Consider the following 14,668-nt stretch of genomic DNA (forward strand, 5'->3'; position numbering starts at 1 on the left):
GAGAGAACTGCGACGGCGATCGATTGTGATCAGCATCGCTCGTTGTAACTGATTGATCAATACAGACTTTTGACTAACCTGGAAAAATTTGACGCAAATGCGTCTCCGCTGTATCAGAACGTACTCTGCCGATACGCGACTGTGATAGCCTAGTCGCCGGGCTGGCGCACCCATGCGCCTTTTACCCTTCCGCCTTCAAGGAGTGATTTTCTCGTGTACGAAACTCTCGACGCTATCGCCGACAGTTATAACCCGTTACTTGGTCTGGTGACGCTGGCGCTGTTGGCGCACACCTTGTGGCGTCGTCGCTGGGCGGCGGCAGGCCGATTGGCGCTGACGTTGTTTGGCGGTCTGGCTATCGCTTACACAGTACGATGGATTGATTACACTCTGGATATATGGCCAGCGCTGGGCATGGACTACAGCACGCATTCCGCTGTGGCGATCGCCATCACCTTCAGCCTGATCGCCGCCGCGCCGCGCTGGGGTATACCCGCTTTGATTGGGTTGTTGGGTTATGCATTACTGATGCTGTATCAGGAGTATCACAGCGTCGCTGATATTCTCTTAACCGCTCTGGCCATTGCGCCCTTGTGGTGGTGTGTATTTCTGCTTTCCCGCGCCGTCTCCAGGGAAGTCGCGACGCAGTCGGCATAGCGGCGTTCAGCGCTGTGACAAGGCGCCTGCGAAGACCTATCATACGTCCTTCCATCGTCATCGGAGGGGCGTATGCAAGACGCATCGATCAAGCTCACGGAATTCAGTCACGGCGCTGGCTGCGGCTGTAAGATTTCTCCTGCAATTCTCGACCGTATTCTTCTTTCTCAATTGCCGCCCATCAACGATCCCCGGCTGCTGGTGGGCAATGCGTCGAGAGACGACGCCGCCGCCTATGATCTGGGTGATGGGCGCATCATTCTCAGCACCACGGATTTTTTCATGCCCATCGTCGACGATCCGTTCGACTTTGGACGCATCGCCGCCGCCAACGCCATCAGCGATATCTACGCCATGGGCGGTGAGCCTTTGATGGCGGTGGCCATCCTCGGCTGGCCTGTGAATACGTTGCCTGCGGAAGTCGCTCAACGGGTGGTGGAGGGCGGTCGTCACGTCTGTCATGAGGCGGGAATCATGCTGGCGGGCGGACACAGTATCGACGCGCCGGAGCCCATTTTCGGGCTGGCGGTCACCGGCTCCACGACACCTGCACACCTCAAACGCAACGACGCCGCTGTCCCCGGCAGTCTGCTCTATCTCACCAAGCCACTGGGCGTCGGCGTCCTGACCACCGCGCAAAAGCAAAAGAAACTTCAGCCGCAACACGCTCACTTGGCCCTTGAGCAAATGTGCGCGTTGAACCGGGTCGGAGCGGAGGCGGCGCGCTTGACGGAAGTCTGCGCGATGACCGACGTGACCGGGTTCGGGCTGATGGGGCATCTGCTGGAGATGTGCGAAGGTTCGGGACTGAAAGCGCAACTGAATTACGCCGCCATTCCCCGCCTGTCGCCTGTGTTGGACTACATCCAGCAAGGCTGCATTCCCGGCGGCGCCCGCCGCAATTTCGACAGTTACGGCGCGCGTCTGGGTTCCATGACCGAAGAGCAAAGGCTGCTGTTATGCGATCCGCAAACCAGCGGTGGACTGCTTATCGCCGTCGATCCAGCGGGTGCGGAGGCGTTAGAACGCCTGCTGCAAGACGCTGGCGTGCAGGTCGCGCAGATTGGAGCATTGCAGACCCATCGCGATGGCCCGCGCATCGAGGTGGCTTGAATGAGCGGATCAGGAGACAGGCAGGATACGGACGACTACCTCAATGTGTTCCTGTCCGGCGCGCCGTTGCTCGACACGCGCGCTCCGGTGGAGTTTCACAAAGGCGCTTTTCCCGACGCCGTCAATCTGCCGCTGATGACCGACGATGAACGAGCGCAGGTGGGGAGCTGTTACAAGCGCCACGGCCAGCAGGCGGCGATAACGTTGGGACACCGGCTGGTGCATGGCGAAGTGAAAGAGGCGCGGGTGCAAGGCTGGCGGGAGTTCGCACAGCGCCATCCGCAGGGATATCTGTACTGCTTTCGCGGAGGCCTGCGCTCCAGCATTTGTCAGCAGTGGCTGGCGGAGAGCGGCGTAGCCTATCCCCGTGTTCTCGGCGGTTACAAGGCCATGCGGCGTTTCCTGATCGAATCTCTGGAAAGCATTTGCGAGGAAGCCCATTTTATTCTGCTGGCCGGACATACTGGCGGCGGCAAGACGGACTTGCTGACGGGTATTCCCGGGGCGGTGGATCTGGAGCGACTGGCGCATCATCGCGGCAGCGCCTTTGGCCGGCGCGCTGACGACCAGCCCTCTCAAATCGGTTTTGAAAACGCGTTGGCGGTGGCGCTGCTGCGCCAGCATCACGAGTTTGCAAACGCGCCGCTCTTGCTGGAGGACGAAAGCCATCTGATTGGACGCTGCGCATTGCCGCAGTGTCTGCGACGAGCCATGGCGCAAGCGCCCCTGGTGGTGGTTGACGTCCCTTTGGAACAACGAGTGGAGCACAGTTTTCGTAACTATATTCTGCATAAATTAGATGAGTGGCGACGCAGCCGGGGCGAGGAAGAAGGTTTTGAGCGTTTCGCCGACGATCTGCGTCAATCGATGTTCAACATCCGCACGCGTCTGGGCGGGCTGCGGTATCAACAACTGGGCGGGATGTTGGAGGCGGCGCTGGCGCGGCATCGGCGGGGAGATTCCGCGCTGCACCGGGATTGGATCAGATGTTTATTGGAAGACTATTATGATCCTATGTACGCCTATCAACTGAACAAGCGTGCGGAACGTATTTGTTTTCGTGGAGATGCGGCGGCGGTGAGTGAGTATTTAGCGCACACGTCGTCAACGGTGACGACAGTGAGGGACGAGCGACTTTGACCGACGTGTAGCGGTCGCAATGCCGAAGGGCGGGAGAGAGCGATGGCGGACAACGAGACAAAATCCGTGGATTGGCGACGTTGGGGCGGCCTCGGGCAGGCGGCGCTGAACGGCGTATTCGGCGATTATCTGGCGCGACGAGGTAATCCGTTGGCGATTGAGATGGACTTCTATCACCAGCGCCGACCATTGCCGTTGGATGAGACGCTGGCGTTGCGCTCCGGACTGGTGTTTTCCAACAAAATTGTCGTGTTGCTGCACGGGCTCACCAACCTGGAAAGCATCTGGGACATCAAACCCAGGCAAGCCGACGCGGTTGTTGAGCCCAAGCCGGATAACTATGGCCTGAGACTGCAACGGGACTTTGGTTATACGCCACTTTTTCTACGCTACAACAGCGGGCTGCCGGTGCGGGAGAATGGGGTGCGCTTTTCTCAGTTGATGACGCGTTTGCTCGCCGTCTATCCGCTGGAAATTGACGAACTCATCCTGATCGGTTTCAGCATGGGCGGACTGGTGATGCGCAGCGCGCAAAAGTCCGCAGACCAGACTGACGCGCCCTGGCTGCGCAAACTCAAGCGTTGCTTCTACATTGGTTCGCCCCATGAAGGGTCTCCGTTTGAACAAATGGGCCATCGTTTCAGCGCCCTGGTGCGCGAGTTTCCCAGAGATTACATCAGTCAGTGGGCGGACTGGATCGATGGCCGCAGCGAAGGCATTCGCGACCTGCGCGAGGGGCTGGACCCGGCGCCGCTGGCGACGCCGGGGCGCGGCTTTTACCCCGGCGCCAGGCACTGCTTTATCAGTGGCTCGGTGTCCCCAAAAAACGGCAGTCTCATTAACAAACTGGTCGGCGACAGTCTGGTCACTCAGACCAGCGCGCACCCTCGCGCCGCGCCGCCGGACAGCCGCTTCGCTCATTTCGAGGGCGTGCCGCATATTCCTCTGGCGCACTGCAACCGGGTGTACCGGCAGATAAAGCAGTGGTGTGAAGAGGATACATTGGCCGGCGGATCGCAGCCGTTGCGGCAAACCATTTCACTGACGCCGGTCGCCGCGGCGGCGCCATGGCGAGACGGACGCCTGGCGGCGGGTGTGGTGGATATACTGGCGGACGGCTATCTGCAAACCGTGGGCGCGGTGGAGTCTATGCACCGGGCGATCGCCCGCGATCCTCACGAGGTGCTGGCCAGAATACCCCTTGTTCGACCGGTGGCGAAGGTGGTGGATGAAACTCACAAGGGCGTCGCTGGCGTCGTATACGGTTCGCTGAAATTGGGAGGGAAGCTGGTGCAGGGGGGAACCCGGTTTGTCGCCGGGCGCTGGGCCGGCAAGAGGTCGGATGGACGCCGCCAGTAAGACGACGATCCGACCATCGACGACTAAATCAATTAGGCGCCACACACTTCACCATATGCGAGGTGACGGTTCCGCCGTAGTAGGTTCTGAATTTACGGAACCACTTATGGAATTCCGCTTCCGGCACGTGAAACTCACCATAGTTAGGATCGAACACGACGATGGTGGCGTCATTGGGAACGAGCTGTCCCTGGCGACCGGATACGGAGCGGAAGAAGCCGATGGTATGCGCGCCGTCGGCGCCGACCACCTTCATCGGAAACCAGAAAGAATAGATGTAACCGGCGTATTGCGGCGTCAGCAGCACGCTTTCCAGCCAGCGCTGGCTGAAGTGAGAGTAGTCTTTGAGAAGCGCGACTTCTTTCAGGCCGCGTATCTGTATCATCAGTTTGTCCGCCATCTTGTAGGCATTGCCGCCTTCTCCCCAGCGATCCCCAAAGGCTTTTTGCAGCACCGGATTACCGGCGCCGGAACGCACTCCCAACTTCGCCATCCGCTGTTTGGCGCGCCTGATGTCGCCATTATCTTGAAACATCAGGCTCAACCAGTTGATGGTGAAGTTATGGCAAGCGCCCTCCGAAGCGGCCTGGGAACGTCCCGTCAGTCCCGACATGGCCACCGTCTGGTCAAACTCCGCTATCCTTCTGATAATCATGACTACCTCTACTGCTCAAAAAAAGACGATGCGCGTGGAGTCCGTCTGGCGGCGTCACTCAACGCGCAAAACTTCGACTTGAGGTTTCTGAGGAAGTTCATAAGCGAGTGAAAAATAAGCGTTAAATAAATTTAATTGTGATCAATTAATTTGGGGAATGCATGAACGACAAAGCGCTGTTCTTAAAAATCGCGACGGAAATAAGCGCTATGAACGCTTGTAATCTGGCGTCCGTCTCCAGCAATAAAGTGTTGCTACAGGATAAGCTGGCGTTGATGAAGTCCGTGATGAGCGAGGAAGGCGTCAGGTTTTGGGATGATTTTCTCTACGAATGCGAGGAGGCGACGGAAGACCTGGAGTTGGAGGAAAACTTTGAGGGCTGGGATCGCAGGCGTTTATCCCGATTCATTGCTGAGACGATTCATGAAAGCGGCGTTTATAACCTGCTCGGTTTCCCTGAAGAAAATACGGCGGGCCTGTTTCCCCCAGAAACCTTGGCGGAGGATGAACTAGAGGACGTCTACGAGCAAATCGAGAAAGTACAGTGGCGCATCATGGAGCTGTGCGTGGCGGAGCGTATGACGGCCTGACATCTATGATCAGTCAGGCCGTTTGGTTAGCAAACGAGTCGCTTAACTCACCCCACAACACTTTTTGTATTTATTGCCGCTGCCGCACACGCAGGGATCATTGCGGCCGATTTTGCGGTTGATAGGAAGCGGCGCTGGTGGTTCAGGTTCTTCCTGTTGGCGCTGCGCGCCGTATTCTTCCAGATCCAGCAGCTCTTCAATACTGAGTCTGGGCGTGGAGCGTTCTTTGCGTAATCCCAGGCTGATTTCCGCATCCTCCAGGTCGCCGCCGCAGATCAGGTCCACGCAGTTGAGCGCATATAACCGGCGGATGCCGTCGATGGCCTGAGTGGCGTTCAGCTCCAGCAGGCGCGCCACCAAGATGCCGTTAAGGACCTTGGATGAGCGGTTGGGATACTCCATGTACTCACGGAAAATCTCCACTACCTGATCCCTATGCGCCGGGTGTGCGACGGCGATAGCCGCCAGCGCCTTGACAGCCAGTGTGGGAATCAGCTCGTCTTCGGCGGGCTCCTGCAGCTTTCTCGCCAGCGGTGCGATGGCCACCGGGCCGATCATGGCGAAGGCGCGATGAATTTCCGACAAGGCCCAGTCCTGAATGTAGAGAAAGTCAAAGCTGTGCAGAAAAGGCATGACGGCCCGTTCCGCCTGCAATTGCCCCAGGGTGCGGCAGGCGTGCAACGGAGCCCATGACAGGCTGCTGTTTTCGTCTTCGAGATTAAGGCTCTCATCCGTCAAAACCTGGATAAGTTCGGGGATGTCATCCTGGTTAAAACCGTACTGCGCCACGTAGTCCGGCCAGTCGAAATCTTTGGGAGGGCCGATATTCAGCAAGGCTTTGATTTTAGGATTATTCGTGATCATAAAATGCGTTGGTTCCAACTTATCCTTCGGTCGGGAATAAAAGGGCGCTGCGCGCAATTGAGTCGCGCCCCGAAAAAGTGCTTAAATGCGCGGCGGAAGGATATCAGGTGAGATCGCGACGCTTAAGTGGAAATTGCAAACTTCAACAACGCGGATGCGGAAGCATGCCCTAATCGATCAGAAAACCGGCGCAGCAAGCTGTTTTGGGCGGCGACGCTGAGTTCCGCATTGGCGCATTTGGGATTTTTGTTATTACCTTCGTTGGAAAAATCACCGGCTCCGCGAGCGCAAACCTCCACAATCAGCGTCCAGCTGAACTTTTCCACAAGTCGTCCGCAGACCCCTGTAGAGCCCTTGGCTGAGCCGGAGACTCCCGCGAACGATACGCCGCTGACGGAATCCGAGCCCGCGCCTCCGCCAACCCCTAAACCGCCGCCAACGAAGCCTGCCGAGCCCAGGCAGAGCGTCGCTAAAGCGCCAACGCCCCCCACTGAACCTGAGACGCCGACTCCGGACACACAGCAAAAGAAGTCTGCCGTGACGACCCTGAAAGTGCAGGACGTCCCAGCCGTAGAACCACCAAAGAAAAGGCTGCTGGATAGCGCCCTGGGATTTGCACGCGACAATGCAATGGCTGATGACGATGAGTCGGCGCCAAAACGTTTTGACCGTCGTCTGGATCAGGCGCTCACGGACGCGAAAATCTATAATCAGGAGGGAGAGTACCCGCCTGACGCCGTGGAGAGTTTTCAGGACAGCGCCGGGCGCCGTTTCGTTAAAGTGCAGGGAGGCGGTTGCTTTGAACTGGTTGCAGGGGAAATGAACCGGCGCAAAGGCGACGTCTGGTACTTTTCCGACGGATGCGGAAGCTCCGATGACGATAAAATCAAAATCGATTTTAAGAATCTGAATTAGAACGGCGTGTTACGGCATAGCCGACTAAGCGCAGAAAGCGTGATCCCCCGCCTGGGCGGGGGATGCGTCCGCCTTATTTGGCGTCAAACGTCAAATTGAAGGTGACGGGAACGGAAATGCTGATGGAAGGCAGCTTGGCGATATCCTTGAGCTTCATGACGCCGTCTTTCAGAGCGAAATCCGCAGCGTTGATAACCAGCGGCTGCAGAGTGGAAACCACGACTTGCTTGTCGGAAACGCGATTGATCACGACTTCCGCTTTCACCTCTTTCTTCACATCGTGCAGTTCCAGAGAACCGTCAATGCTGGTGATGATGGACGCGCCGGGAGTGACTTTTTTCAGCAGCTCAGGGTCAAGTTTCACGCTGTAAGTCGCTTTGGGGAACTGTCCGGTCTGGAAAAGCTCTTTCTTCATCCGCTCATTGCGAATATCGATGCTGGTAGCCACGCTGTTCAGATCGATTTCCAGTACGGCGTCGCCCGCGTCGCTGATGCTGCCGCTCAACTGACCGAAGTGGTGCACTTCCGCCACGTCGGTGGCCTTGATGGAGATAAAGCTTAACTTAGATTCTTCGTTGTTCAGCTGCCAGCTCGCGAATACAGAGCTGCTGATGCAACACAAACCTGCCAATAACCATTTTGCTTTCACGTTTTCACCTCGCTGTGAATGTATAAATTAATCCCTGGTTTCGGAACGTAACTGGGGATGGGTACTGCAAAAGGCGGTTACTGTACCAGAAAATGACCTGGATTAAATAAAGTAAAAATATAAAGCTTTTGTTAAATTTTACTAATATTCAATGAGTTGCAAGACAGATTGTTACTTTTTCAGGGTGGATTAGGCAAGATGAAACGACCTCCTGAAGAGGCCGATTAGGCGGGGCGATGCTTTCTTAAGTCGGTCGGGAAAAAGAAGCAGCTCGAAAAAATGTAGGTTGGAAAAGCGAAGCGCCTTCCAACGCTGCTGAATAGCCAGTGATTCGCTCTAAAGTCAGTATTAAGTTGGCGGTTGTGAAAAACGGGGCGTTGGATGGCGCGTTGCTTATCCAACCTACGTTTCTCTAAGACCCTGGTTTCCCAGATCGCATTGAAAGAAGAAAAAGCTATGGGCACTGGAATGGGTGTTTATGCAAATACTCTTCTAATCCGAACTGATTTTTGCCCTCCAGCGCGTCTGCTTTCAACCCGACATAGTAATACTGATATGTCACATCGCAGGGAATGCTCGGGTCTGAATAAACTCCAGCGCCGCCGCCAAAAATTGTAAGCTCAGGGTCGTTTCGGTTTTCGGGCGTATCATCCAGGCTCGTTGTCCATCTGCCTTTAATTTCTACGCGCTGGCCGTTTTCCCCGACGTAGTAATATTTTACGTCTTCGGCGGCGATCCAACCTTCGTTAAGTTCCCCTTGGGTCAGCAAAACGCCTGATGGGGGGATTTCATAAATCCGACTTCCCTTCTCGTGCCTGACAGGCTCTCCAGAAGGAGTGTTAAACAGGATATAAAACATACCTACAAAATTATCAGGCAACAGATAGATTTCTGGTTCTGGCGACGCCGCGTTTTTTCCGCAGGCGGCAAAAAGCGACACGGCGGTCAGCAAGAGACAGATGGGAAATTTATTCATTGGCTTTGGATTCTATACAGGGTGACGCGCAGTATTTCGGAGAAAGCCGTCGCCTTCAATGGACTAAAAGGCATAGCGTCAGGGATAAAAAGGAAAGTAGAAGGAAGGACGTAACTTGCTGATGGAGAAAACGAACCGACGCTTGAGCCATTGCTGGCGTCAAGCGTCGGATGGAATAAACGGCTTGTCTGAAGAGGTTACTTCATTTCAGCCACAGTGGCAGTTGTCACGGTCAGTGTGGTCGCATCTTTATCGGATGCGTTGAAGCGGAAGGTGACTTGGCTTTCTTCCGTCAGGGTCAGGCTAAGGTTATCGCCGCCAGCGGTAAGCGCGGCGGTTTCTCCCGGCGTCAGCGTCACGCCGCCGCCGAAGTTGACGGCCGCCCAGTCCGCATCGGCGATTTTCAGGCCGTAGCTGCCCGCCGCCAGGGTCAGGGTGGCGACATAGTCGCCATTGCTGCTGAAGGTCAGGGGCGTATCCGTACCCCAGCCGTTCATGTCGCCGCGCAGATACAGGGTGGTCGGGCCGTACGGTGGAATCGCAGAGGGGTCTTTGTTGTCGTAATTCACCGGCAGGCCGGCGCCTTGCGACGCGCCCTGGGGTTTGACGAAGACCGCGCTGGTGAGGGCGGGGACAGTGAAACTGTCGCCGCTGCTTGTAGCGCCTGACGCCACAGGATCAGCGCCGGACGCCTGTGCGTCGATCAGTTGGAAACCGCTGGCGCCGGGAACCGCGATGGTCTGTTGTGCGCCGCTGGCGTTGATGATGACCACGATGGCGTCATGGTTGGGGTCCAGATCGGTCAGGCCGGCTCCATCGTCGATGGACATGGCGATCAGACCGGGAATCTGGCTTGAACCCACATTATGGAAATCTACTCGCGCTTTGATATCGGCGGCGCTTTCCAGACGGAATAGTTTGCTGCCGCTGCGAATGCGTAGAAAATCGCGGAATACAGCCGCCGCGTCAGTGATCTGCGCGGCGGACGCCTGCGCATTGACGTTGGCGATCACATTCTGGATCAGCGGCCAGTTGGCGCCGTCTTTGTCTTCTCTGGGAAGTCCGACGTTCCAGTTATTGTCGGCGTAGCTGAAGTCCACTTTATTGAACCAGTCGCCGGAGTCGTAACTGTCGCGCTGCATGGATTTGGAGCGCAGAATGTCCGATCCCATATGCAGGAACGGCACACCCTGGCTCAGCAGAGGAATGCTGAGGGCGAGCATTTGCATGCGTACGCGATCCTGCGCGCTGACGTCTGTGGCGGCTTTGTACTGGTTGTTGTCCCACAAGGTCTGGTTGTCGTGCTTGGAGACATAGTTGATGGTGTCCGCGGGATCTTTCGCATAGGCGGTGGGCTGACCGTTGTAATCCAGGTTGGCGCCGACATTGGTGGCGCCGGACGCGTCCACCAGCACGAAGTCGGTGAGGTTGCCGGCCATGCCGACGCGGATATTATCGCTCAGGTGTAGCAGGGAAGATTTCTCCGCCTCGGAACCGCTGTTAAGTTCGTTGGGCAGGTTATACAGGCCGTTGGCGAAGCCCTGGTTGGCGCGCAGACTGTCGGCGGAATCGAAGGGGCCGCCGCCGCGCACCGCATCACGCAGGCGGTCTGTGAAGGCGCCGATCTGGCTGCCGCCCAGATTGAGCTGCGTGGCTTGGACGAAGCGGGCGTCGTTCTGCACTTCGCCGAAGTTCCAGCCTTCGCCGTAAAAGTAGACGTTGCTGCGTACGGCGCGCACTTTGGCGAGCGCGGACTCGATGCCGGCCTTGGGATGGTGCCCCATCAGGTCGAAGCGGAAAGAGTCGATATGATAGTCGCGCGCCCACACTACCAGTGAGTCTTCCATCAATTTCTGGAACATGGCGGCTTCGGTGGCGGTATTGGAGCAGCAGGTGGAGTTTTCCACCGCGCCGGATTCTGGATTCAGACGCTGGTAATAGCCGGGAACGATTTTATCCAGCACTGATTTTTCCGCCGCACCGGCGGCGTTTGTGTGGTTGTACACCACATCCATCACCACATTCAGTCCCATGTCATGCAGCGCTTTCACCATGCGACGGAACTCCATAATACGTGACGTTCCTTCCGGATCATTAGAGTAGCCGCCTTCCGGCGCGGTGTAATGGTATGGATCGTAACCCCAGTTGAAGCTGTCCAGCGCGCGCAGGTCGTTCATCAAGGCCTGGGCGCAGCCGCTGGCGGGATCGCAGGCTTCCAGTACGCTGCGCAGCGTGGCGGTGTCCGCTACGGTTCCGTCGTTGCAGAGAGCGGCCGTGTTGTTAAGAGCGCAGAACTCCGCCTTGGTGCTATCCAGGTCGGCGCGGGCGCCGCTGCGCTCGTCGACGGTGGCGATATCGAAGACCGGCAACAGGTGAACATGGGTCAAGCCGGCGTCTTTCAGAGCCTGCAAGTGCGTCATGCTTTCCCGGCCGGGCTCGGTGTAGGCCAGGAACTTGCCGTTGTAGGCGGCTGTGCCGTTCTTATCCGCGCCGCTGAAATCGCGCACATGGGTTTCGTAAATGATGATGTCCTCGGGCGCTGACACGGCGTAAGCGGAGGTGTCGGCGTCTGCGCCCCAGCCGCTGGGCTGCAGAGCGACGTCGCTCAAATCCGCTACCTGACTGTATTCGCTGTTGGTGGAGAGGCTGAGCGAGTAGGGATCGGTAACATCGAATGTTTCCACAGCGCCGGTCTGGTAGTGGTAGACCTTCACTTCATAGCGATAGTAGCGGCCGTTGTCGTTCTGGTCGCTGGCGAAGGTCCAGACGCCGCTGGCCGGGTCTGCAGTCATGGAGTCGGCGGAAAGCAGGTTTTTATCCGCGTCGTAGCGCTTCACTTTGATGCTTTGCGCGGTGGGCGCCCAGAGTTTGTAGGTAGTGTTTCCAGCACTGACCGCGCCCAGTTGCGCATCCGCCGCGGCGTCCGCATACAGCGCGTCCAGCGCGCCACGGGTCTGCACTTGCGTGGCGCCGCGTAATTCGCCGCCGGCGCTGAATTGCGCCACGACCAGTTGTTCCTTCAGCAACGCTTTGGCGTCGGCGGAGTCGGGCAATGCCCAGGCGCTGTAAGAGGCCAGATGCGGGAAACGGGCTTTGACCTGATCGCTCAGGCTGGAGGAGGTCAGTTCAATTGCTTCGCCGCCGCTCAGTTCGCCAGTGGCGGCGTTCACGGTGATTGAGGCGTTAGCGGAATGGTACAAACGCACGCTGCCGGAACCGTTGTAGGCGATGAGGCTGGCGTCCAGCCAATGGGCTTTGGCGCCTTCCAGCGCGACGGGAGGACTGGTTAGCGGATCGGGATATAACACGCCTACGCCGCTGAAAGAGAAGGCGTCGTCGCCCAGGGTCGCTTTGGCGTAGGTATGATCCTGGCCGCCCAGGTCTTTGTCGTCGCCTTTATGCATAATCAGGTTGAATGACGACCAATTGGCTCCGTCGAAATCAATGACGTAATAGGCGCCGTATTTAGTGCTCACGCCTGTGGCGGGTAACGGCTTGGACCAGCTGGTTTCGCCGCCGCTGATATAGTCGCTGGGACTGAAAGCGGCGCCGGAGGCGTTCCACAGGTGGAGTCCCCAGCCTTCGTAATTGTTATCTTCGCGTTTGTAGTAAATAACGGCCTGGGAGGCGGTGGGAGTATAGAGGCCGTCGTCGCCGTTCGAAGAGCCGTCGCCCTTGTCGCCGCCCCCGTTGGAGCAGCCGAACAGGGCCAGAAGTGTCAACGCCAGCAAGGCGCCGACGCCTTGCCTGCAGTTCCATGTAAAACAACGTTTCATAGAGGTACGCCTTTCTGATTATATTTGTTGTTGCTTTGAGTGCGTGTGGTGGAGCTATGCTATAGGCAATACGCGACGCCCACCAAGCCGCCACTCAAGTCGTGCTGGCGAATTATTGTATTTGTTAATCAATGAGTTACGTAGTTTCTACGGAAGGCGTTTAAATTCCATAAGTGAAATTCCCCCCTAAAATCCCCCCTGGAGGAGATGGCGCGTTTTTATCCTCCTTGCTGGCGGCGCAGGTCGGCGTGGAAAAGATGAAAATACGCCCCCAGGGTCATCCCCCGGGGGGCGCTGAGAGGCGATGTCGCAGGCGCGGCCGTCAGTTGATGGCGTAGGAGCCGTAACGCATGCGCTTGGCCAGTGTGACGGTGGCTTTTTCCGGGCTCATGCCGGGATCGTGCAGGAATTCGTGCAACACGGCGTAGAACTCTTCCTGCACCCGAGCGGTGGTGGCCATGCCGTGGGCGATGCTGGGCAGCAGGCCGCCGTTTTTCTCCGCCGCCAGAAAGTCCGCGCGGCTCAGGCGGGCGCAGTCGTCGAACTGGTCAAGACTGACGTCCATGCGCGCTGGGATGGAGCCTTTTTTCAGATTGAACACCTTCTGGAAGGTTTCGCTCATGATCGCGTCAGCCAGATCCTGCTGAGCGGCTTGAGCGTCTGCGGATTTGAGCTGGAACATCACCAGCGTGTCGATGTTGTAGAGAAACTGGCTGGACGTGCCCGGCATGGGCGCGCAGACGAAATCTTTACCGGCTTTCTGACCCGCTTTTTCAAACTCGCCTTTGGCCCAGTCGCCCATGAACTGGAACGCGGCCTGACCATTGATGACCGCCTGGGTGGCGACATTCCAGTCCTGGCTCTTCAGGTCAGTCTTGAAATAGGGCTCCAAACGGCGGAATTGCGCCAGCACTTTGGTCATGGTGTCGCTCTTGATGACGCCATAGTCGTTTTCTACAAAGGCCAGACGGTAGAACTCTTCGCCGCCCACCGCCAGCGCGACGGATTCAAATACGGTGGCGTCCTGCCAGGATTGATCGCCATGAGCGATGACCGGGTAGCCTTTGGCCTGAATTTTTTTCGCCGCGACTTCGAATTCTTCCCAGGTGGTGGGAACGGCGACGCCGACGTCATCGAGGATACGCTTGTTGATCCACATCCAGTTGACCCGGTGCACGTTCACCGGGGTCGAGACGTAATGTCCGCGGAACTTCGCCACATCTGCAATCACGGGCGGGAGCTTTTCATCCCAGTGCTGCTTTTGCGCCAATTCATCCATATTCTGCAGAAAACCCAATCTGGCCCAGCGCTCAATATCCGGGCCCTTGACCATGGCGGAAGCGGGCGGTTCGCCCTGGATCACGCGTTTTTTCAGTTCAGCGTTGGCGCTCTCGCCGCCGCCGCCAGGCACCACAAAGTCGCGCCAGGTGTGTCCGCGTTTTTTCACCAGATCCTTCAGCACGTCGATGGCGGCGGCTTCCCCCCCGGAGGTCCAGTAGTGCAGCACCTCGACTTCGCCGGCCGTTGCGGCCTGGCTTTGCCAGCATAGCGCCAATGAGAGAAGGATCGTTTTCTTATTCATGGGTTTTCTCCTCGTGCGAACTTAAACTGCAGTTCAATAGAGCCACGCTGCTGATTTCCGAAACGACGCCAAACGCCGCAGCCCTTCGGCTCGGCTTCTTAATCGTTTAACGTGCAACGCCCGCACTCCGGCGGGCCCTGGCGCTTTTCCCCGCCTGCCTCCCTGCATTCCGGACAAACTGCAAGGCTGCAATTCGGGCAGGCGTCCGTACCCGCCGCCGACGCTCCAACAGGAAAAGAGTCGGTCCGGCCAGGTTTGCGCGCTTTGTGCGGCTACCTCCCCACGCTAAAGGGGAAACGGGTAAAAGACTTACGGCTTTTGGGGAATTTCATTCGGGAAAGTAATCTGCAGGCGGCCAGCGAACTGTCCATACTGTAAAACGCCAGCCATGG

13 protein-coding genes are annotated in these 14,668 nt (G+C 57.4%); 6 read left to right on the forward strand and 7 right to left on the reverse strand.

The annotated features are described in order from the left end of the window. Nucleotides 1-213: 213 nt before the first annotated feature. From EUZ85_RS03670 to EUZ85_RS03685, 4 genes are all read left to right on the forward strand, one after another. Nucleotides 214-657: a hypothetical protein gene (locus EUZ85_RS03670; RefSeq protein ID WP_127967973.1), complete on the forward strand. Its 444-nt coding sequence runs from the start codon at nt 214-216 to the stop codon at nt 655-657. Between the two features lie 72 nt (nt 658-729). Beyond that, nucleotides 730-1,770, forward strand: coding sequence for a selenide, water dikinase SelD (gene selD, locus EUZ85_RS03675; protein WP_127967974.1), 1,041 nt, complete (start codon nt 730-732; stop codon nt 1,768-1,770). Beyond that, on the forward strand, nt 1,771-2,910 hold the full coding sequence (gene mnmH, locus EUZ85_RS03680) for a tRNA 2-selenouridine(34) synthase MnmH (RefSeq protein ID WP_127967975.1): 1,140 nt from the start codon (nt 1,771-1,773) through the stop codon (nt 2,908-2,910). A 42-nt stretch (nt 2,911-2,952) separates the two neighbouring features. Further along, nucleotides 2,953-4,269, forward strand: coding sequence for a triacylglycerol lipase (locus EUZ85_RS03685; protein ID WP_127967976.1), 1,317 nt, complete (start codon nt 2,953-2,955; stop codon nt 4,267-4,269). 28 nt (nt 4,270-4,297) lie between these two features. Here EUZ85_RS03685 and EUZ85_RS03690 read toward each other — a convergent pair whose 3' ends face one another. Then, a complete protein-coding gene (locus EUZ85_RS03690; RefSeq protein ID WP_127967977.1) occupies nt 4,298-4,924 on the reverse strand; it encodes a YopT-type cysteine protease domain-containing protein in 627 nt (208 codons plus the stop codon). Between the two features lie 161 nt (nt 4,925-5,085). Here EUZ85_RS03690 and EUZ85_RS03695 point away from each other — a divergent pair, with 161 nt between their 5' ends. Continuing rightward, nucleotides 5,086-5,514, forward strand: coding sequence for a hypothetical protein (locus tag EUZ85_RS03695; RefSeq protein ID WP_127967978.1), 429 nt, complete (start codon nt 5,086-5,088; stop codon nt 5,512-5,514). A gap of 42 nt (nt 5,515-5,556) precedes the next feature. On the opposite strand, the gene EUZ85_RS31535 is transcribed toward EUZ85_RS03695, so the two are convergent. Both EUZ85_RS31535 and EUZ85_RS03705 read right to left on the reverse strand, forming a co-directional pair. Further along, a complete protein-coding gene (locus EUZ85_RS31535; protein ID WP_241566944.1) occupies nt 5,557-6,378 on the reverse strand; it encodes a DUF1186 domain-containing protein in 822 nt (273 codons plus the stop codon). Nucleotides 6,379-6,500: 122 nt separating this feature from the next. Continuing rightward, the gene (locus tag EUZ85_RS03705) at nt 6,501-6,896 is read right to left on the reverse strand and encodes a hypothetical protein (protein ID WP_127967979.1); all 396 of its coding nucleotides are present in this window, start codon (nt 6,894-6,896) and stop codon (nt 6,501-6,503) included. Between the two features lie 19 nt (nt 6,897-6,915). Between EUZ85_RS03705 and EUZ85_RS03710 the strand changes: the two genes are divergently transcribed. Continuing rightward, nucleotides 6,916-7,293 (forward strand): hypothetical protein, encoded by a 378-nt coding sequence (locus EUZ85_RS03710; protein WP_127967980.1) that lies wholly within the window; start codon nt 6,916-6,918, stop codon nt 7,291-7,293. Nucleotides 7,294-7,366: 73 nt separating this feature from the next. Here EUZ85_RS03710 and EUZ85_RS03715 read toward each other — a convergent pair whose 3' ends face one another. The 4 genes from EUZ85_RS03715 to EUZ85_RS03730 form a co-directional block, all read right to left on the reverse strand. Then, complete coding sequence (locus EUZ85_RS03715) at nt 7,367-7,942, reverse strand: YceI family protein (protein ID WP_127967981.1); 576 nt, start codon at nt 7,940-7,942, stop codon at nt 7,367-7,369. Nucleotides 7,943-8,396: 454 nt separating this feature from the next. Beyond that, nucleotides 8,397-8,918, reverse strand: coding sequence for a hypothetical protein (locus EUZ85_RS03720; RefSeq protein WP_127967982.1), 522 nt, complete (start codon nt 8,916-8,918; stop codon nt 8,397-8,399). Nucleotides 8,919-9,115: 197 nt separating this feature from the next. Then, a complete protein-coding gene (pulA, locus tag EUZ85_RS03725; RefSeq protein WP_127967983.1) occupies nt 9,116-12,694 on the reverse strand; it encodes a pullulanase-type alpha-1,6-glucosidase in 3,579 nt (1,192 codons plus the stop codon). Nucleotides 12,695-13,016: 322 nt separating this feature from the next. Further along, nucleotides 13,017-14,276, reverse strand: coding sequence for an ABC transporter substrate-binding protein (locus EUZ85_RS03730; RefSeq protein WP_127967984.1), 1,260 nt, complete (start codon nt 14,274-14,276; stop codon nt 13,017-13,019). Nucleotides 14,277-14,668: the final 392 nt, after the last annotated feature.

Origin of the sequence: Hahella sp. KA22 (assembly GCF_004135205.1) — a bacterium.
Classification (GTDB): domain Bacteria; phylum Pseudomonadota; class Gammaproteobacteria; order Pseudomonadales; family Oleiphilaceae; genus Hahella.